Annotated in this window: 18 protein-coding genes; 4 read left to right on the forward strand and 14 right to left on the reverse strand. The window is 71.5% G+C overall.

The features are described 5' to 3' along the window. Positions 1 to 45: 45 nt before the first annotated feature. Entirely contained in the window at positions 46 to 888 is an 843-nt protein-coding gene (locus BJ975_RS05440) for a dioxygenase family protein (protein WP_179424171.1), read from the forward strand. Here BJ975_RS05440 and BJ975_RS05445 read toward each other — a convergent pair. From BJ975_RS05445 to BJ975_RS05455, 3 genes are all read right to left on the reverse strand, one after another. Further along, complete coding sequence (locus tag BJ975_RS05445; RefSeq protein ID WP_179424172.1) at positions 875 to 1,897, reverse strand: serine hydrolase domain-containing protein; 1,023 nt, start codon at positions 1,895 to 1,897, stop codon at positions 875 to 877. The genes BJ975_RS05440 and BJ975_RS05445 overlap by 14 nt on opposite strands. Positions 1,898 to 2,058: 161 nt before the next feature. Then, the gene (locus BJ975_RS05450; protein ID WP_179424173.1) at positions 2,059 to 3,564 is read right to left on the reverse strand and encodes an acetyl-CoA hydrolase/transferase family protein; all 1,506 of its coding nucleotides are present in this window, start codon (positions 3,562 to 3,564) and stop codon (positions 2,059 to 2,061) included. A 25-nt stretch (positions 3,565 to 3,589) separates the two neighbouring features. Beyond that, positions 3,590 to 4,030, reverse strand: a complete 441-nt coding sequence (locus tag BJ975_RS05455) for a thioredoxin family protein (protein ID WP_325064599.1) — start codon at positions 4,028 to 4,030, stop codon at positions 3,590 to 3,592. A 51-nt stretch (positions 4,031 to 4,081) separates the two neighbouring features. On the opposite strand from BJ975_RS05455, the gene BJ975_RS05460 reads away from it, so the two are divergent. Then, the gene (locus BJ975_RS05460; RefSeq protein ID WP_179424175.1) at positions 4,082 to 5,209 is read left to right on the forward strand and encodes a PQQ-dependent sugar dehydrogenase; all 1,128 of its coding nucleotides are present in this window, start codon (positions 4,082 to 4,084) and stop codon (positions 5,207 to 5,209) included. 296 nt (positions 5,210 to 5,505) lie between these two features. Here the strand turns inward: BJ975_RS05460 and cspE are convergent, their stop codons facing one another. From cspE to BJ975_RS05485, 5 genes are all read right to left on the reverse strand, one after another. Continuing rightward, complete coding sequence (gene cspE / locus BJ975_RS05465) at positions 5,506 to 5,709, reverse strand: transcription antiterminator/RNA stability regulator CspE (RefSeq protein WP_179424176.1); 204 nt, start codon at positions 5,707 to 5,709, stop codon at positions 5,506 to 5,508. Between the two features lie 364 nt (positions 5,710 to 6,073). Further along, complete coding sequence (locus tag BJ975_RS05470; RefSeq protein ID WP_179424177.1) at positions 6,074 to 7,363, reverse strand: MFS transporter; 1,290 nt, start codon at positions 7,361 to 7,363, stop codon at positions 6,074 to 6,076. Further along, on the reverse strand, positions 7,350 to 7,772 hold the full coding sequence (locus BJ975_RS05475; protein ID WP_179424178.1) for a MarR family winged helix-turn-helix transcriptional regulator: 423 nt from the start codon (positions 7,770 to 7,772) through the stop codon (positions 7,350 to 7,352). Before BJ975_RS05475 ends, BJ975_RS05470 begins: the two co-directional genes overlap by 14 nt. Positions 7,773 to 7,807: 35 nt before the next feature. Beyond that, complete coding sequence (locus tag BJ975_RS05480; RefSeq protein ID WP_179424179.1) at positions 7,808 to 8,608, reverse strand: exodeoxyribonuclease III; 801 nt, start codon at positions 8,606 to 8,608, stop codon at positions 7,808 to 7,810. Between the two features lie 105 nt (positions 8,609 to 8,713). Next, entirely contained in the window at positions 8,714 to 9,955 is a 1,242-nt protein-coding gene (locus tag BJ975_RS05485) for a geranylgeranyl reductase family protein (RefSeq protein WP_179424180.1), read from the reverse strand. 65 nt (positions 9,956 to 10,020) lie between these two features. On the opposite strand from BJ975_RS05485, the gene BJ975_RS05490 reads away from it, so the two are divergent. Then, on the forward strand, positions 10,021 to 10,743 hold the full coding sequence (locus BJ975_RS05490) for a queuosine precursor transporter (RefSeq protein WP_396336570.1): 723 nt from the start codon (positions 10,021 to 10,023) through the stop codon (positions 10,741 to 10,743). 1 nt (position 10,744) lies between these two features. Here BJ975_RS05490 and tgt read toward each other — a convergent pair whose 3' ends face one another. Next, positions 10,745 to 11,944: a tRNA guanosine(34) transglycosylase Tgt gene (gene tgt / locus BJ975_RS05495; RefSeq protein WP_179424182.1), complete on the reverse strand. Its 1,200-nt coding sequence runs from the start codon at positions 11,942 to 11,944 to the stop codon at positions 10,745 to 10,747. A 34-nt stretch (positions 11,945 to 11,978) separates the two neighbouring features. Then, complete coding sequence (locus BJ975_RS16685) at positions 11,979 to 12,383, reverse strand: tetratricopeptide repeat protein (RefSeq protein ID WP_179424183.1); 405 nt, start codon at positions 12,381 to 12,383, stop codon at positions 11,979 to 11,981. A gap of 107 nt (positions 12,384 to 12,490) precedes the next feature. On the opposite strand from BJ975_RS16685, the gene BJ975_RS17250 reads away from it, so the two are divergent. Next, entirely contained in the window at positions 12,491 to 12,949 is a 459-nt protein-coding gene (locus BJ975_RS17250; RefSeq protein ID WP_396336571.1) for a hypothetical protein, read from the forward strand. A gap of 209 nt (positions 12,950 to 13,158) precedes the next feature. On the opposite strand, the gene BJ975_RS05510 is transcribed toward BJ975_RS17250, so the two are convergent. From BJ975_RS05510 to secD, 4 genes are read right to left on the reverse strand one after another with little or no spacing between them, the layout of a single operon-like run. Further along, complete coding sequence (locus BJ975_RS05510; RefSeq protein WP_179424185.1) at positions 13,159 to 14,307, reverse strand: cystathionine gamma-synthase; 1,149 nt, start codon at positions 14,305 to 14,307, stop codon at positions 13,159 to 13,161. After that, complete coding sequence (locus BJ975_RS05515) at positions 14,304 to 15,677, reverse strand: cystathionine beta-synthase (RefSeq protein ID WP_179424186.1); 1,374 nt, start codon at positions 15,675 to 15,677, stop codon at positions 14,304 to 14,306. The genes BJ975_RS05510 and BJ975_RS05515 overlap by 4 nt, the downstream gene beginning before the upstream one ends. A gap of 36 nt (positions 15,678 to 15,713) precedes the next feature. After that, complete coding sequence (locus BJ975_RS05520) at positions 15,714 to 16,145, reverse strand: TM2 domain-containing protein (RefSeq protein WP_179424187.1); 432 nt, start codon at positions 16,143 to 16,145, stop codon at positions 15,714 to 15,716. Positions 16,146 to 16,166: 21 nt separating this feature from the next. Then, positions 16,167 to 18,467 (reverse strand): protein translocase subunit SecD, encoded by a 2,301-nt coding sequence (gene secD, locus BJ975_RS05525; protein ID WP_179424188.1) that lies wholly within the window; start codon positions 18,465 to 18,467, stop codon positions 16,167 to 16,169. Between the last annotated feature and the right edge of the window lie 10 nt (positions 18,468 to 18,477).

Consider the following 18,477-nt stretch of genomic DNA (forward strand, 5'->3'; position numbering starts at 1 on the left):
CCCGTCGTCTGGTATAGTTGAACCATCAACTATCAGGAGTCGATGATGAACCTGCGACCCGAGACCGTGCCCACGCACTCGCTCTCCGACCTCACGAACCGGCTCGTCCCGAGCCCGCGGATGCCCGTGCTGTTCGTCGGTCACGGCAACCCGATGAACGCGCTCGCGGACAACACGTTCACCCGCGAGTGGGAGCGCGTCGGCGCCGGCCTGCCGGACGCCCAGGCGATCGTGGTCATCAGCGCGCACTGGCTCACGCCCGGCGGCACGCACATCACCGACGCGCCGAGGAACCCGATCATCTACGACTTCGGCGGCTTCCCCGACGAGCTCTACCGCGTGAAGTACGAGTCGCACGGCGACGAGCAGGTCGCGCGCCTCCTGGCCGAGCACCTCGTGGAGTACGAGGCGCGCCTCGACAGCCAATGGGGCCTCGACCACGGCACGTGGAGCGTCCTGAAGTTCCTCGCGCCGGCGCCTCAGGTGCCCGTGCTGCAGATCAGCATCGACTACTCGATGCCGCTGCCGCAGCTGTACGACCTGTTCGCGCGCCTGCGCGACCTGCGCCGCCGCGGCGTCGTGTTCATCGGCAGCGGCAACATCGTGCACGCGCTCGGCCGCGTCCGCTGGGGCGGCGGACCCGCCTGGGACTGGGCGCAGGAGTTCGACACCCAGACCGCCGAGGCGCTCGCCACGCGCGACGTGGCCAGGCTGGTGGATCCGTACCGGAACTGGTCGGCGGCCCGCATCGCGGTGCCCACCGACGACCACTACCGCCCGATGGTCGCCGCCCTGAGCCTGCTCGAGGCCGACGAGGAGATCGGCTTCTTCAACGCCGAGATCGACCTCGGCTCGATCGGCATGCGCTCGTTCATCACGGCTGCGTGACGTCCCAGCCGCCGAGCACGGCGCCGGTGAACGAGTCGAACGTGAGGTCGTCCGGGCCGGCGGGCTTCGGACCCAGCCGGACGGCGACGAGGTCCTCCGACGGCACCACCGCGAGGAGCTGGTTGCCCCAGCCCAGCGCCCAGAAGGCGTCCTCCGGCGCGGACGGGGCCAGCCGGCCCTCGTACGGCTCGCGGTCGACGTCGAAGCCCGCGGCGCGGCGGACCTCCACGACCCGACCCTGCGCGTTCGTCCACCACAGCAGGCCGTAGGCGGCGTTCCGGTCGGACGAGGTGGTGGTCAGCTCGGACACGGCCGCGGGGGACAGGATCTGGCGCCCCTCGAACCGCCCGCCGTCGCGCATCATGACGCCGAGCCGGGCCAGGTCGGCGCACGAGGAGACGATCCCGGCGTAGGTCTTCACGTTCCCGGCGGCGTCGCGCTCCCACGAGGTGTCGGCGAGTCCGAGCGGTCCGAAGAGCCGCTCGCGCGCGTAGGCCTCGACGTCGCCCACGGCGGACTCCAGGACGGCCGAGAGCACCTGGCTGGCCAGGTTGTCGTACCGCCACTGCTCGCCCGCGGGGTCCTGCTGCCCGGTCGCGAGTGCGGCGGCGGTCTGGTCGCCCGTGCGGATCATCGCGGCGTCGAGCGCCTCGGTCCAGGCCCGACCCGACGTCATGGACATGAGGTGGCGAATCGTCACGTCGGCGGACTCGTCGGGCCACTGCGGCACGTGGCGCGCGACGGGGTCGTCGAGGTCGAGCTCGCCCTCGGCCGCGGCGGCGGCCAGCAGCACCCCGGTGACCGACTTGGTGATCGAGTAGACCCGACGGGTCGCGTGGCGCGAGTCGGCGGGGTGCTCGTGGACGACCTCGTCGCCGCGCAGCACGAGCGTGCACGTGGACCCGGACGCGTCGACGAGCCGGTCGAGCGCCGCGAAGTCCGGCGGGGGAGTCGGCTCCGGGCTCGGGCTCGGCGAGGCGGACACGGTGGGCAGCGAGGCGTCGGACAAGTCGGTCCTTCCGGGAGCGTCGGTGGTGCAGGCGGCCAGCGCGGCGCACGCCACGAGGACGGTCGCCGCGCGCCCCCACCTCGTTACTTCTGGAACGCGCTGCACCGTTCTGAGCGCCAGAACGGTGCAACGCGCTCCAAGAGTGGGAACGGGTTGGCGGGTCACATGCGGCCGGTGTCGAGGTAGCGCTGGTGCCACGAGAGGGCCTCGTCCAGCAGGTGCGGGGTGTGGCGGGCGTCGGGGCGCTGCGCCAGCGCGCGCTCGAGGTAGTCGCGCAGCCGTGGCCGGAAGTCGGGGTGCGCGCAGTTCGCGATGATCCGCTCGGCCCGCGCCCGCGGCGACAGGCCACGCAGGTCGGCCAGGCCGTGCTCGGTGACGACGACGTGCACGTCGTGCTCGGTGTGGTCGACGTGGCTCACCATCGGCACGATCGTGGAGATCGCGCCGCCCTTCGCCGTCGACGGCGTCAGGAAGAAGTTGAGGTACGCGTTGCGCGCGAAGTCGCCGCTGCCGCCGATGCCGTTCATCACCGAGCTGCCCATCACGTGGGTCGAGTTCACGTTGCCGTAGATGTCGGCCTCGATCATCCCGTTCATCGCGATGACGCCGAGCCGGCGCACGACCTCGGGGTGGTTCGAGATCTCCTCGCTGCGCATGAGGATGCGGCCCTTGTACCCGTTGATCCCGGAGTGGAAGCGCTCCATGCCCTCGCGCGACAGGCCGAACGAGGCCGTGGACGCCGCCCGCAGCGTGCCCGAGTCGAGCAGGTCGAGCATGCCGTCCTGGAGCACCTCGGTGTACGCCACGAGACTGGTGAACTCGCTGTCGTCGAGTCCCTGCAGCACCGCGTTGGCGACGTTGCCGACGCCGGACTGCAGCGGCAGCAGCTCGGGCGGCATCCGGCCGGCGCCGACCTCGCCGCGCAGGAAGTCCAGCGCGTGACCGGCGATCGCCCGGGAGACGTCGTCGGGGGCGGAGAACGCGGCGCCGGCGTCGGGCTCGCGGGTCTCCACCACGGCGACCACCTTGGCGGGGTCGACCTTGAGGTAGGGCTCGCCGATGCGCTGCATCGGCTCGGTCAGCACGAGGGGTCGCCGGTGGGGCGGCAGCGCCGTGCCGGGGTAGATGTCGTGGAAGCCCTCGAGCTCGCGCGGCTGCCAGTGGTTGACCTCGAGGATCACGCGGTCGGCCTGGTCGAGCCAGGTCTTGTTGTTGCCCACCGAGCTGCCCGGCACGAGCAGCCCGTCGGGCAGGACGGCGGTGACCTCGATCACGGCCACGTCGAGCGGGCCGTAGAAGCCGAACCACATCTGCTGCGCCGAGTGGCTCAGGTGGGCGTCGACGTAGTCGACCTCACCGGCGTTGATCTGGCGCCGCAGCAGCGGGTCGGAGTTGTACGGGAGGCGCTTGGAGATCGCGTGCGCCTCGGCCAGGACGCCGTCGGCCTGCGGAGCGGTGGAGGCACCGGTCCACAGGCCGATCCGGAAGTCCTCGCCGGCGTCGTGAGCGGCGCGCGCCTTCGCGGCGAGCGCGGGCGGGATCGCCTTGGGGTAGCCCGCGCCGGTGAAGCCGCTCATCCCGACGTTGTCGCCGGGACGGATGAACTCGACCGCCTCCTCGGCGGTCATGATGCGCGAGGACACCTCGGGGCACGTCACACGACTCATGACCCCAGTATCCCAGCGCGGGGACTCAGTTCTGCGAGGCCTCCGGGACGTCGGGCGACTGGGCCTGCTCCTGCTCGGCGATCTCGCGGCGCACCTGGTCCATGTCGAGTGCGCGGACCTGGCCGATGATCTCGTCGAGGGCGTCGGCGGGCAGTGCGCCGGGCTGGGCGTACAGCAGCACGCCGTCGCGGAACGCCATCAGCGTGGGGATCGAGGAGATCTGCACGGCGGCGGACAGCTCCTGCTCGGCCTCGGTGTCGATCTTGGCGAAGGTGATGTCGGGGTGGCGGTCGCTGGCGGCCTCGTAGACCGGCGCGAACTGCATGCACGGCCCGCACCAGCCGGCCCACCAGTCCACCAGGGTGATGCCGTCCGAGGTCACGGTGTCCTGGAACGTGTCGGCGGTCAGGTTGATCGTGGTCATGATGGCCTTTCGTCGGTTACTGCTGTCAACGTCCTCGTCCACTGTGGCATTCCACGACTAGGGCGAGTCCGCTGGTTGCGGCATGATCGGGTCATGGATCGCAGGAGCGTCATCGTCGGCGGAGCCGCGCTGGGCGCCGCCTGGCTGGCCGGGTGCAGCGGCGACGATCCCGAGCCGCGTCCCAGCCGGTCCACGGGCTCGAGCCCCTCCGCCTCGCCGACCACCACCGCCACCACGACCACCCCGCCGGCTCCGCAGGCCGTCGACCCGCGGGTCGACGGCACCGTGGCCACGGGCCTGAACGTGCCCTGGGCGATCGCGTTCCTCGCCGACGGCACGGCCCTGGTCACCCAGCGCGACGACGCCTCGATCGTGCGGGTCACCGCCGACGGCGACGTCTCGAGGGTGGGCGACGTGCCCGGCGTGGCGCCGGGGGGAGAGGGCGGTCTGCAGGGCCTCGCCGTCGCGCCCGACGAGTCGGCCCTCTACGTCTACCTCACCGGCCCGGAGGACAACCGCGTCGTGCGGTTGGCGTTCGACGGCGAGCGCATCGGTCGCGCCGAGCCGATCCTGACGGGCCTCGCGAAGGCCTTCAACCACCAGGGCGGCGCGCTGACCTTCGACCGTCGCGGCCACCTGTTCGTCGCCGTCGGCGACGCCGCCAACACCGGCACGCCGCAGGACCGCGACTCGCTCAACGGCAAGATCCTGCGCATCGACACCGAGGGGCGCGCGGTCGACGGCAACCCGTTCGGCAACGAGGTCTGGTCGTACGGCCACCGCAACGTCGAGGGCCTCGCCTGGGACGGCGAGGGCCGGCTGTGGGCCAGCGAGTTCGGTGACCGCAGCCAGGACGAGCTCAACCGGATCGTCAAGGGCGGCAACTACGGCTGGCCGATCGTCGAGGGCGACAGCGACGACGGCCGCTTCGTCCGTCCTAAGGTCACGTGGCCCACCGCCGACGCCTCTCCCGCGGGGCTCGCGATCAGCGGCGACCGCGCGTTCGTGGCGGCGTTGCGCGGAGAGCGCCTGTGGCAGGTGCCGCTCGAGGGCACGTCCACGGGGGAGCCGCGCGCCTTCTTCACGCGTGAGCTCGGCCGGCTGCGCGCCGTGGCCGCCGCGCCCGACGGCTCGCTGTGGCTCGGCACCTCCAACACCGACGGCCGCGGCCGTCCCCGTGACGGCGACGACCGGATCGTGCGCGTCGCGATATCCGCCTGAGATTTCACTGGCGTTTCGAGGTGCGGGTCGGTTATCGTCATCGGTGGGGGACGACTCGGCTCGCCGACGTCATGGGGAATGCAGCGCCTCTGGGCCACGGGCCCGCGCGGCTTTTCGAATCGTCCTTCCGTCACCCCTCGTGACTGCTTCGGAGACGCGAGCGGGTGGAGGCGGTTCGCCGCCCTGTGAGTCCGGCTCCCTCCCGGCACTGACAGCAAGAACCCCACCACCTCGCGGTGGTGGGGTTCTTGGCGTTCAGCGTTCAGGCTGTGCAGCCGTCAGGCAGTGAGTCCGTCTCAGAGGGGACGGATGTTCGCGGCCTGGAGGCCCTTCTGGCCCTGCTCGACGTCGAACTCGACCTTCTGGTTCTCGTTCAGCGAGCGGTAGCCGCTGGACTGGATCGCGCTGTAGTGCGCGAAGACGTCCTCGCCGCCGTCGTCGGGGGCGATGAATCCGAAGCCCTTGTCGGCGTTGAACCACTTGACGGTACCGGTGGCCATGGTCTTTCTCCTCTTGATCCTTCTGGCGATGGTCGGACGCGATGGTCACGGCCGACGGTCGCGACGCACATCCAACCGCGAGAGGAACCACGCCCCGGAGGGAACCGCATCCTTTTGCTGTCCAACGTCGTGCAACTGGCACCACCCTACGACACGGGAAGGGGTCGGGGCAGGCCCCTGAGACACCGCGTCGGAGTGAATGTCGCGTGAACGCGGCGCGCCGCGACACCCACCCGAGTGACTACGTCGGTATAGTCAGGAAGAACCACCCGCCAGGGGTGGTGCCCGCCGGTCCGCCGGAGGGCCGAGCGGGGGGCGTGCATCCGGGGGGACGGCGCGTCCCCCGCACCTGTTCCGGCCCCGCTCAGCGGCGGTCGGCCGTCTCGAAGTCGTCGATCGCGCCGGGCGCCCCGCCGAACTCGTCGGCGACCTCTCCCGCCACCTCACCGGCCTCGCGATCGGCGTGCGCGTCCTCGTCCATCCCGGCGTCCGCACGGCGCAGGGCGGCATGGTTCGTGGTCAGGACGGCGATGGCCGCGAGGCAGGCGAGCGAGGCGATCGCGAACGGCACGTGCAGGTTCGTGGCCTCGACCAGCTGGCCCGCCGCGAACGGCGCGAGTCCGCCGCCGATGAAGCGCACGAAGCCGTACGCGGCCGACGCCACCGGGCGCTCGACGGGCGAGATGACCATGACGGCCTGGGTGGTGAGCGTGTTGTTGATGCCGATGAAGACGCCCGACACGATCACGCAGGTCACCAGGACCGCGCGGTCGTCGGGGAAGGCCGCGATGCACGCCAGCACCACCGCGAAGCCGGCGAGTGCTCCGTACAGCGACACGGCCGTGCCGAAGCGGGCCTGCAGGCGCGGCGCGCCGACGACCGAGAAGATCGCGACCAGCACGCCCCAGCCGAAGAACACCCAGCCCAGCTGCATCGCCTCGAGCTCCATCGGGAACGGCGCGTAGCCCAGCATCGTGAAGAAGGCCCAGTTGTAGAGCAGAGCGGTGAGGCTCATGAGCAGCAGGCCGCGGTGGCGCAGGGCGCGCAGGGGAGCGGACAGCGAGGTCGGGGTGGCGGGCTTCGGGGTGGCCGGCAGCAGCAGCGTCGTCGCGACGAGGGCCAGCGACATGAGCAGCGCCACGCCGTAGAACGGGCCGCGCCAGCTGATGTCGCCCAGCACGCCGCCGAGCAGCGGACCGGCGGCGATGCCCAGGCCGAGCGCCGCCTCGTAGAGGATGATCGCGCCGGCGAAGCCGCCCCGGGCGCTGGAGACGATGGCCGCGAGACTCGTCGCGATGAACAGGGCGTTGCCCAGGCCCCAGCCCGCACGGAAGGCGACGATGCCGCCGATGCTGTCGGCCGAGCCGGCCAGCGCGCTGAAGACCACGATGATCGCCAGTCCGACGAGCAGCGTGCGCTTGGCGCCGATGCGGCTGGACACCCAGCCGGTGACGAGCATCATCACCGCGGTGACGACGAGGTAGCTGGTGAACAGCAGCGTGACCTGGCTCGGCGTCGCGTCCAGCTCGGATGACAGCGCCGGCAGGATCGGGTCGACCAGGCCGATCCCCATGAAGGAGATGACGCAGGCGAAGGCGACGGCGTACACGGCCTTCGGCTGGCGGAACAGGTGCGGGGCTTCAGCGTGACTCATGCGACTCCGTGAAGTGGGTGAGGGCGGACAGGGCGGCGGCGATCGCGGCGCGGTCGTCGGGGGAGAGGCGCGCGACGGTCGCGGCGATGAGCTCGTCCTGCAGGCGCAGTCGCTCGTGCAGCACGGCGAGGCCTTCGGGCGTGATCGAGATGAGGCTGGCCCGCGCGTCGGCCGGGTCGGCGGCGCGCGTGACGAGGCCCTGGGCCTCGAGCCGCTGCACGAGGTTGGTCATCGCAGGCTGCGACACCGCCTCGCGCTCGGCCAGGGCGGTGATGCGCTGGGGACCCTCGGAGTCGAGGATGGCCAGGCTGCTCGCCGCGGCTCGGCTGGTCTCCAGCCGGGGCGTGCGGCGCGCGATCGTGTTGCTCAGCCGACGCAGCACGTCGGTGATGTCGGCGATCTCTTCCATAGCCCCGTTATATCACGGGGCTATGTATCTGCCGCTCAGCCGAGGTCGTAGTCGATCGTGAGCGGCGCGTGGTCGGACCAGCGCTCGCCCCAGCTGGCCGCCCGGTCGACCGTCGCGGCGCGGGCCGACTGCGCCAGCTCGGGGGTCGCGATCTGGTAGTCGATCCGCCAGCCGGTGTCGTTGTCGAAGGCCTGGCCGCGCATCGACCACCACGTGTACGGGCCCTCGACGGGTCCGGCGAGGTGACGGTGCACGTCGTACCAGCCCAGGTCGCCGAAGAACTGGTCGAAGTACGCGCGCTCCTCGGGCAGGAAGCCCGCCTTCTTGCGGTTGCCCTTCCAGTTCCGGATGTCCAGCTCGGTGTGGCCGACGTTGAGGTCGCCGGTGACGAGCGCGTGCCCGTCCATCCCGCCGAGCTCGGCCATCCGCTTGGTCATCTGGTCGAGGAAGCGGTACTTCTCCTCCTGGCGCGGCGTGCCGGCCTCGCCCGAGTGCACGTAGACGCTGACGACCGTGAGGACCGAGCCGTCGGCCAGGGTGAGGTCGGACTCGATCCAGCGTCCGGCGTCGTCGAAGAACGCGTCGCCGTTGCCGACGCGGTGGCTGGTGGGCTCGAGGCGGCTGATCACCGCGACGCCGGCGCGGCCCTTCGCCGCGGCCTCGGTGTGCACCACGTGGTAGCCGGTGCCCTCGAGGATCTCGTGCACGATCGCGTCGGGCGCGCGCACCTCCTGCAGAGTGATGATGTCGGCGTCGCGGCCCTCGAGCCACTCCTTCATCCCCTTGCGCCACGCGGCGCGGATGCCATTGACGTTGACGGTCGAGATCCTCAGCACCCCGCGAGGGTACCGGCCCCCACCCACCACTTTTGGAACGGGAGGCACGCTTCCGGGCGGCGAAAGCGTGCATCGCGTTCCAGAAGTGCGGAGGGCGGGCGAACGTCAGTCGGAGAAGGGCGGGCGCTCGTCGAGGCGGATCGAGCGGCGGCCGGCCCAGCGCCAGACGCGCGCGGTGAGGTCGTGGTCCTCGTCGGTGACGAGGTTGCCCATGACGCGCAGGGCGATCGTCATGAGCGCGTGCGAGCGCATGCCGATCGGGCCGGCGGCGGGCAGCAGGTGCGGCACGGTGAGCAGGCCCGCGAGACGCCGTGCGATCGAGAAGGCGGGGCCGTAGTGCGCGGTCAGCATGGCCGGCCACGCCGCGGCGGGGGAGTCGCCCGTGGCGAGCAGCTCGGCGCCGATGCGTCCGGTCTCGAGCCCGTAGTCGATGCCCTCGCCGTTGAGCGGGTTGACGCAGCCGGCGGCGTCGCCGATGACGATCCAGTTGGGTCCGGCGACGCCGGACACGGCGCCGCCCATCGGCAGCAGCGCCGAGGTGGGCAGGTGCAGGTCGGCGCCGAGGTCCCAGTCCTCGCGGCGCAGGGTGGCGTAGTACTCCATGAGCGGGCGGATCTGGACCTTCGCCGGGCGCTTCGCGGTGGCCAGCGCGCCCACGCCGAGGTTCACGCGACCGTCGCCCAGCGGGAAGATCCAGCCGTAGCCGGGCAGCAGCTCGCCGCTCTCACCGCGCAGCTCGAGGTGCGACGAGATCCACGGGTCGTCGCCGCGTCCCGACTTGACGTAGCTGCGGCCCGCGACGCCGTACGCGGTCTCGCGGTGCCACTCGCGCCCGAGCACGCGGCCCAGCGGAGAGCGGACCCCGTCGGCCACGACGAGGCGACGGCACGCGATCGTGTGGCGGCCGGCGGCCGTGTCGAAGACGACGCCGGTGACCGAGCCGTCGGGACCGCGCTCGACGTCGACCGCACGGGCGCCGTCGATCCCGGTGGCGCCGGCGTCGATGGCGCGCTGCCGGATGCGGTCGTCGAGCTCGGTGCGGGGGACCGCCGAGCCGTGGTCGGGCAGCGAGCCGCCGGGCCACGGCAGCAGCAGCTCCTGGCCGAAGCCGGCGGCGCGCAGGCCGCGGTTCACGGTGTGGCCGCGCACCCAGTCACCGAGGTCGAGACGCTCGAGCTCGGCGATCGCGCGCGGGGTGAGTCCGTCGCCGCAGGTCTTGTCGCGCGGGAACGTGGCCGCGTCGGCCAGGACGGTGTCCAGCCCGAGTCGCGAGGTCCACGCGGCGGCCGAGGAGCCGGCGGGACCGGCGCCGACGACGAGGACGTCGGTGGTGGTCGGCAGGCTCATGTGACGATTCTCCCACCGGGCCCACGCCGGGTCGGCGCGGGGCGCGCCGTGGGAGGATGGCGGTCGTGTCCCACACGTCCACGCCGAGCCCCGACGTCGTCCGGTTCGCCTCCCGCGGCTCCACCCACTACGACGTCCTGATCGCGATGTTCTGCGTCGTGATCGTCGTGTCGAACATCGTCGCGAGCAAGGCCGTCGAGATCGGCTCCGGCCAGGTGATGCTGGGTCCGGTGCAGCTGTGGCCGCTCGTCGTCGACGGCGGCGTCGTGCTGTTCCCGCTGGCCTACGTGCTCGGCGACGTGATCTCCGAGGTCTACGGCCTGCGCGCCGCCCGCCGAGCGATCCTCACCGGCTTCGCGGCCGCCGCGCTGGCCACCGCCACGTTCTTCGTGGTCCAGCTGCTGCCCGGCGCGTCCTGGTACGAGAACCAGGCGGCGTACGAGGCCGTCCTCGGCCCGGTCGCGCAGATCGTGCTGGCCAGCCTGGCCGGCTACGTCGTCGGGCAGCTCCTCAACTCGTGGGTCCTGGTGCGGATGAAGCAGCGCTCGGCCGAGCGTCGCCTCGTCGCCCGACTCATCGGCTCCACCGGAGTGGGCGAGGTCGCCGACACCCTGATCTTCTGCGCGATCGCCGCCTCCGCGATCGGCGTCACCACGTTCGGCGCCTTCGTGAACTACTTCGTCATGGGCGTCGTGCTGAAGGTCGGCGTCGAGCTGCTGGTCATGCCCGTCACGGTGCGGGTCATCGCGGGGCTCAAGCGGCGCGAGCCCAGCTACCTCGCGGCCTGACTCAGCGCCGGCCCGCCAGGTAGCGGCCCAGCCAGTCCTGCTTCAGCTCGGCGAAGTCGCCGTTCTCGATGGCCGCGCGCATCGCGTCGACGAGCCGCACGAAGAACCGCTCGTTGTGGATCGAGCACAGCGTCGCGGCGTTGTACTCGTTCGCCTTGAACAGGTGGTGCAGGTACGCCTTCGTGTAGTGCGTGCAGGTGTAGCAGTCGCAGCCGTCCTCGATGGGCCCGAAGTCGCGGCGCGAGGCCGCCACCATGAGGTTGTAGCGACCAGTGGCGCTGTAGACGCGCGACGAGCGCGCCACCCGGGTGGGCGTGACGCAGTCGAAGGTGTCGCAGCCGGCCTCGACGCCCTCGAAGAGGTCCTCGGGCTCGCCGATGCCGAGCAGGTGCCGCGGGCGGTCGTCGGGCAGCTCGTCGGTCACCCAGCGCACGATCGTGCCGAGGCTCTCCTTCTCGATCGCGCCGCCGACGCCGTAGCCGTCGAAGGCCAGGTCGGCCAGGCCCCGGGCCGCGCGGCGCCGCAGGTCCTCGTGCTGGGCGCCCTGCACGACGCCGTAGAGCGCCTGGCGCGGACGGTCGGGGTGCAGCGCGCGCAGCCGCTCGATCTCGTCGAGGCAGCGCCGCGCCCACGCCTGCGTGCGCGCGAGCGACTCCTCCTGGTACTCGCGGGAGTTCATCAGCGTGGTCAGCTCGTCGAACGCGAAGATGACGTCCGCGCCGAGCTGGTGCTGGATGCCCATCGAGACCTCGGGCGTGAAGCGGTGCCTCGAGCCGTCGAGGTGGCTCTTGAACGTGACGCCGTCGTCGTCCACGTGGGCGAGGCGGTCCTTGCCGGGGGCGATGACGTCGTCGGCCTCGGTGCCCACCGCGTCCATCGCGAGGGTCTTCTTGAACCCGGCGCCCAGGCTCAGCACCTGGAAGCCACCCGAGTCGGTGAAGGTGGGACCGGGCCAGTTCATGAAGGCCCCGAGCCCGCCGGCCTCCTCGACGATGTCGGCGCCGGGCTGCAGGTACAGGTGGTACGCGTTGGCCAGCACGGCCTGCCCGCCCAGCTCGGAGATCGACTCGGGCAGCACGGCCTTGACCGTGGCCTTCGTGCCCACGGGGACGAAGGCGGGGGTCCGGATCGAGCCGTGCGGGGTCTCGATGGTGCCCGATCTTCCGGGGGCGTCCGGCAAGGTGCTTCCGACGGTGAACACGGCCCCATCCAAACAGACGGGGCCGTGCTCGCGGTCAGTCGGCGGGGCGGTCGACCAGCTCGACGCGCGTGGCGTCGCGCGCGCTGGAGCCCATCGCGGCGGCGAGGCGGTGGTGCACCGCGCCCTCGCGGTGACGACTCTGCCGGTCGAGCGACAGGCCGAGCGCGGTCTGCGCCCAGGCGCTCGTGGGCTCGAGATCGACCAGCGTGCGGAACGCCTCCTCGGCCGGGCCCAGGTGGGCGGCGGCGAAGTGCGCACGGCCCAGCAGCTCCCACACGGCGGCATTGCGCGGCTCGGCCTCGGTAAGCGGCCGCAGCACGCGGGCGGCCTCACGCGGGAAGCGCGAGTCCAGCAGCTCCTCGGCGTAGCGGAACGCCGCCAAGGGCTCCATCGCCTCGATCTTCTCGTCGGTCAGCGTGGGCTTCATCCAGATGGTCATTCCGCTCTCCTCTCGTCACCGCTTCCAACGGCGGGAGGGTGCGGAATGTTCCCGGCTACTCCTGGGCCCCGGCCGTGGGCTCCGGCGTGGGCTCGACCGTGGGCGCGGTGGTCGGATCCGGCACCTGCGGCGCGGGCGCGGGTGCGGTCGTCGGGGCCGTCGTGGGCGCCGTCGTCGGAGCCGTGGTGGGGTCGGCGGTCGGGTCCGCGGTGGGCCGCGTCGACTCCGAGGGCGCCGGTTCGTCGTTCGACTCGCCGCCGCTGCCGCGGTCCTGCCACGGGCGGCTGATCGTGGGGTTGTCGGCCTTGCCGAACGAGGACCCGGTGGCCAGCTCGTACCCGCCGATGACCAGCAGCGCCGTGCCCAGGCCCAGCGCGGTCCAGGTCAGGACGCGCTTCCACGAGAAGGCTCGCTCGGAGTCCTCGACGGCCACGGTCGACTCGTGCTCGGTGACGAGGATCTCGCCCTCCTCGACTCCCTCCACCTCGCCGGCGGGCGCCGCGCGCGAGACCACGGTGCCGCTCTCGGTGATGAACGTCGTGCCGCGGTCGAGGCCGCGCACGTAGAGGGCGCTGGCGATCGACGCCACGAGGCTGCCGACCGCCGCGCCGATGATCGTGCCGGCCACGCCGAGGTACGACGCGACCCACGCAGAGGTCATCGCGGCGAGTGCACCGGCCACCAGTTGGAGCCAGGACAGACCGGTGGCAGGACCTTTGCGGGACATGACCTCGAGCCTAACGAACGGCTGAGCGCCGCCGTAGTGACTCGAGTCTCAGGCCAGAGCCTGCTCCAGGTCCTCCAGGAGGTCCTCGACGTCCTCGATCCCGACCGACAGGCGGACCAGGTCCTCGGGCACCTCGAGCTGCGACCCGGCCGTGGAGGCGTGGGTCATCGCACCGGGGTGCTCGATGAGCGACTCGACGCCGCCGAGGCTCTCGGCGAGCGTGAACACCTTCGTCCGCGAGCACAGGTCGAGCGCGGCCTCGCGACCGCCGGCCAGTCGCAGCGAGATCATGCCGCCGAAGCGGCGCATCTGGCGCGCGGCCACCTCGTGACCGGGGTGGTCGGGCAGGCCGGGGTAGCTCACGTGGCTGACGGCGTCGTGGTCGACGAGCATCCGCGCGATCGCCTCGGCGTTGTCGCAGTGGCGGTCCATGCGGACGGCGAGGGTCTTGATCCCGCGCATCGTCAGGTAGGCGTCGAACGGACCGGGCACGCCGCCCGCGCCGTTCTGCAGGAACGCGAACGCCTCGTCGAGCTCGGCGTCCGACGTGACCAGCGCGCCACCGACGACGTCACTGTGACCGCCCAGGTACTTCGTGGACGAGTGCAGCACGATGTCGGCGCCGAGGGCCAGCGGCTGCTGGAGGTACGGCGAGGCGAACGTGCTGTCGACGAGCAGCCGGGCGCCGGCGTCGCGCGCGATCGCCGAGACGGCCTCGATGTCGGCCACGTTCAGCAGCGGGTTCGTGGGCGTCTCGAGCCAGACCAGCTTCGTGCGATCGGTGATCGCCGCGGCGATGGCCTCGGGGTCGTTGACCGGCGCCGGCGTGTGCTCGATGCCCCAGTGCGAGAACACCTTGTCGATGAGCCGGAACGTGCCGCCGTACGCGTCGTCGGGGATCACGAGGTGGTCGCCCGGACGCAGGATCGCACGCAGGGCCGTGTCGGTGGCCGCCATGCCGGAAGAGAACGCCCGGCCGTACGTGCCTCCCTCGAGCGCGGCGAGGTTGGCCTCGAGCGCCCGACGGGTGGGGTTGCCGGTGCGGGCGTACTCGAAGCCCTCGCGCATGCCGCCGACGCCGTCCTGCGCGAACGTGGAGCTGGCGTAGATCGGGATGTTGACCGCGCCGGTGCGCGGGTCCGGGTCCTGGCCGGCGTGGATCGCGCGGGTGGAGAAGCCTCCGCCGTTCTCGCTCATACGTGCACTCCCAACAGGTCGTGGCGGGTGAGGACGCCGAGTGGCTTGCCCTCGTCGACGACCATCAGCGCGTCGCTGCCCTTGAACGCGTCGAGGGCGGCGGCGAGGTCCTCGCCGGAGCCGATGATCGGCAACGGCGGCTCCATGTGCTGGGCGACCGCGTCGGTCAGCTGGGCGCGGCCCTCGAAGACGGCGCTGACGAGCTCGCGCTCGCTCACGCTGCCGGCGACCTCGCCGATCACGACCGGCGGCTCGGGACCGACGACCGGCATCTGCGAGACGTTGTACTCGCGCAGGATCTCGATCGCGTCGCGCACCGTCTCGGACGGGTGCGTGTGCACCAGGGCCGGCATCGCGCCGCTCTTGCGACGCAGGATGTCGCTCACGTGCAGGTCGGCGGCGTGGCCGTCGAGCGGCGTCCGCAGGAAGCCGTAGGACGCCATCCAGTCGTCGTTGAAGATCTTCGACAGGTAGCCGCGGCCGCCGTCGGGCAGCAGCACGACGACGAGGTCGTCGGGGCCGAGTCGCTCGGCCACGCGCACGGCGGCGACGACCGCCATGCCGCACGAGCCGCCGACGAGCAGGCCCTCCTCGCGGGCGAGGCGGCGGGTCATGTCGAACGAGTCGGCGTCCGAGACGGCGATGATCTCGTCGGGGATCGCGGGGTCGTAGGCCGAGGGCCAGAAGTCCTCGCCGACGCCCTCGACGAGGTACGGGCGACCCGAGCCACCGGAGTAGACCGAGCCCTCGGGGTCGGCGCCGATGACCTTGAGGTCGGGGTTCTGCTGCTTGAGGTAGCGACCGGCTCCCGTGATGGTGCCGCCGGTGCCGACGCCCGCGACGAAGTGCGTGACGCGACCGTCGGTGTCACGCCAGATCTCCGGGCCCGTCGTCTCGAAGTGGCTGGCGGGACCGGCCGGGTTCGAGTACTGGTCGGGCTTCCAGGCGTTCGGGGTCTCGCGCACGAGCCGGTCGGAGACGTTGTAGTAGGAGTCCGGGTGGTCCGGCGGGACCGCCGTGGGGCACACCACGACCTGCGCGCCGTACGCCTTGAGCGTGTTGCGCTTGTCCTCGCTGACCTTGTCGGGGCACACGAAGATGCACGAGTAGCCGCGCTGCTGCGCGACGAGCGCGAGGCCGACCCCCGTGTTGCCCGAGGTGGGCTCGACGATGGTGCCGCCCGGCTTGAGCGCACCGGACGCCTCGGCCTCGTCGACCATCTTGACCGCGATGCGGTCCTTGGCGCTGCCTCCGGGGTTCAGGTACTCGAGCTTGGCCACGACGGTGGCCGCGCCTTCGGGTACGACGGAGTTCAGCCGGACTAGGGGAGTGTCGCCGATGAGGTCGACCACGTGGTTCGCGATGGCCATGACCCCATCATCGCACCGTGTGTCACACGCGTCCGATCAGGACCTGAGCGGGCGCCCGTTAGCGTCCTTGGAGTCCGACACGAGGATCAGGATCCCGTCGATGAACGGCCACAGCGCACCGATGCCGCACGTGACGAGGGTGACCACCAGCTGGGCGACGCCCATGCTCGTGTGTCCGGTGTAGAACCGGCCGATCCCCAGCGGGATGATCAGCTGGAGCAGGCCCGCGACGATCTTGGACTTGTCCGAGAACGGGATGCCGGTCTTCGGGTCGATCCCGTACGGCGCCCCCGGGACGCCCCAGCCCGGACCCTGCCCCGGAGGGGGCGGGGGCGGGAAGGACGCACCCGGAGGCGGCGGCGGAGGCGGGGGAGGCGGGGGCTGTGCCCCGCCGAACCGCACCGTCGGATCGTGGTCGCCCGCGTGCGGATCGGGATCCGGCTGCGGGTCGTTCGGCGGGGTCGTCATGACCCGAACGGTACCGCGCGATCAGACGATCGCGCCCTCGTCCGGCATGCCGCGCCCGTCGACGATGTGGGCGTACGGATCGACCTTGTTCCGCGGGTCCTTGTCCGGGTTGTACGGCCAGCGCTCCTCCAGCAGCAGGCCGAGCGTGGCCGCCGTGAACACGGTGGAGAAGTGGCCGAACAGCAGGCCCAGCAGCACCGCGATCGAGAAGTCGCGCAGCGAGTCGCCGCCGAGGAACATGAGCGCCGCGAGGATGAACGTGGCACCCATGGCGGTGTTGATCGTTCGTGGCAGCGTCGACAGGATCGCCTCGTTGACCATCTCGCGCAACGGGATGTCCCGGGTGCGCGTGCGTTCTCGGATGCGGTCGAGGACGACGATCGAGTCGTTGACCGCCAGGCCGATGATGGACAGGATCGCGGCGAGGAACACGCCGTCGATCGGCTTGCCCCACCAGGCGAACACGCCGACCACGGCCAGCACGACCGACGCCATCGAGACGATGGCGGCCGCGGCCCAGGTCCAGCGGAAGCGCCAGGCGAGGTACGCCATCTGGGCCGCCACCGCGATGAGGAACGCCAGGATCGCCTTGTTGCGCAGCTCCTTGCCGAGCGTGGGGTCGATCGTGTCGGAGCGGACCTGGACGGTCTCGCCGCCGACCTCGGCGATCGAGGCACGGACCTGCTCGGCCTGGTCCTCGTCGATGTTGGGCAGGCGAACCGAGATGTTCTCGCCGCCGTCGCCCGAGGACGACTGGACCACGGCCTCGGGGAAGCCGGCGTCCGCGACCGCCTCGCGGGCCTGGTCGGGGGTGATCTCCTCTGCGGTCGTGTACTCGATCTGGCGACCACCGGCGAACTCGACGCCGAGGTCGAGGCCGCGCACCACGATGCCGCCGATGGCGACCGCGGCCACGGCCAGCGAGACCGCGACCCACATGCCCGCGCGACGCACGAGGTAGGGGCCGTGGTCGTTCAGCCAGCGACGCACGCTGGAGATGCCGGCGATGCCGCTGACCTGCGGGTGCTGGCGCACCCAGCCGCGCTTGACCAGCCACTCGGTCAGCCAGCGGGCCACGACGAGCGCGGAGAACATCGAGGCGATGACGCCGATGGTCAGCGTGATGCCGAAGCCCTTGACCGGTCCGGCGGACAGGAAGAACAGGAGCAGCGCCGCGAGGACGGTGGTGACGTTGGAGTCGATGATCGCGGACCAGGCCTTGGAGAAGCCGGTGGTCAGGGCCGAGAGCAGACCGGCCTTCGGATTCTCGTGATACTCCTCGCGCGCTCGTTCGTAGACCAGGACGTTGGCGTCGATGGCCAGACCGATCGCGAGCACGAAGCCGGCGAGGCCGGGCAGGGTCAGGGTGGCGCCCAGCAGGACCAGTGCGCCGTAGGAGATGAGGGCGTAGACGCACAGGGCGATCGTGGCCATCACGCCGGTGAGGCGGTAGATGAAGATGATGAAGAGGCCGGTGAGGGCCAGACCGATGATCGAGGCCTGGATGGAGGCGTCGATGGCTGCGGCGCCGAGCGTCGGGCCGACGGTGCGCTGGTCGATGATCTCGACCGGCACGGGCAGCGCGCCGCCCTTGATCAGCGCGGCGAGGTCCTCGGCGCTGGCCTGCGTGAAGTCGCCGGTGATGCTGGTGGAGCTGCCGCCGCCGGACTGGCACAGCTCGGGGACGATGCCGGGCGAGGAGATGACCTCGTTGTCCAGGATGATCGCGATGCGGTTGCCCGCGGCGGTGTTCTGGCAGGCCGAGGTGACCAGGTCGCGCCACGGCCCGCGGCCGGTGCCGTTGAACTCCACGTTGACGACCCAGTCGCCCAGGCCCTGCTGGGGGAGCGCGGCGTTGGCGTCACTGATGCCGTTGCCGTCGAACGCGACGGGGCCCAGGAGCAGGCTCTGGCCGGACTCGTCGGGCAGGACGACCTCACCCTTCGCGGGCTTGGTGCTCTCGTCGGCCGGAGCCTTGACCTCACGGAACTCCAGGCTGGCCGTCTGGCCGATGACCTCGGCGGCCTTCTTCGGGTCCTGGACGTTGGGGAGCTCGACGATGATCCGCTTGTCGCCCGAGCGCGCGAGCGTGGGCTCGGAGACGCCGAGGGCGTCGACGCGGCCGCGCAGGACCTCGAGGGCCCGGTCGGTGGACTCGGCGTCGGCCGTGACGCGATCGGTGGACTTCGTCTCGAGGGTGAGCTGCGTGCCGCCGCGCAGGTCGAGGCCCAGGTTGGGCTTCATGGTGAACGCGACGGCGATCGACCCGACGATGACGGCGAGGCAGATCAGCCCGCGCCAGAAGTTGGTCTTGGAGCGCATGGGTGACTTT

Origin of the sequence: Aeromicrobium tamlense, from assembly GCF_013408555.1 — a bacterium.
Classification (GTDB): Bacteria; Actinomycetota; Actinomycetes; order Propionibacteriales; family Nocardioidaceae; genus Aeromicrobium; species Aeromicrobium tamlense.

Coding starts and splice junctions, on each gene's coding strand:
- BJ975_RS05440 (WP_179424171.1), top strand. CDS start 46: ATGAACCTGCGACCCGAGACCGTGCCCACGCACTCGCTCTCCGACCTC.
- BJ975_RS05450 (WP_179424173.1), bottom strand. CDS start 3,564: ATGAGTCGTGTGACGTGCCCCGAGGTGTCCTCGCGCATCATGACCGCC.
- BJ975_RS05460 (WP_179424175.1), top strand. CDS start 4,082: ATGGATCGCAGGAGCGTCATCGTCGGCGGAGCCGCGCTGGGCGCCGCC.
- cspE (WP_179424176.1), bottom strand. CDS start 5,709: ATGGCCACCGGTACCGTCAAGTGGTTCAACGCCGACAAGGGCTTCGGA.
- BJ975_RS05470 (WP_179424177.1), bottom strand. CDS start 7,363: ATGAGTCACGCTGAAGCCCCGCACCTGTTCCGCCAGCCGAAGGCCGTG.
- BJ975_RS05475 (WP_179424178.1), bottom strand. CDS start 7,772: ATGGAAGAGATCGCCGACATCACCGACGTGCTGCGTCGGCTGAGCAAC.
- BJ975_RS05485 (WP_179424180.1), bottom strand. CDS start 9,955: ATGAGCCTGCCGACCACCACCGACGTCCTCGTCGTCGGCGCCGGTCCC.
- BJ975_RS16685 (WP_179424183.1), bottom strand. CDS start 12,383: ATGACCATCTGGATGAAGCCCACGCTGACCGACGAGAAGATCGAGGCG.
- BJ975_RS05510 (WP_179424185.1), bottom strand. CDS start 14,307: ATGAGCGAGAACGGCGGAGGCTTCTCCACCCGCGCGATCCACGCCGGC.
- BJ975_RS05515 (WP_179424186.1), bottom strand. CDS start 15,677: ATGGCCATCGCGAACCACGTGGTCGACCTCATCGGCGACACTCCCCTA.
- BJ975_RS05520 (WP_179424187.1), bottom strand. CDS start 16,145: ATGACGACCCCGCCGAACGACCCGCAGCCGGATCCCGATCCGCACGCG.
- secD (WP_179424188.1), bottom strand. CDS start 18,467: ATGCGCTCCAAGACCAACTTCTGGCGCGGGCTGATCTGCCTCGCCGTC.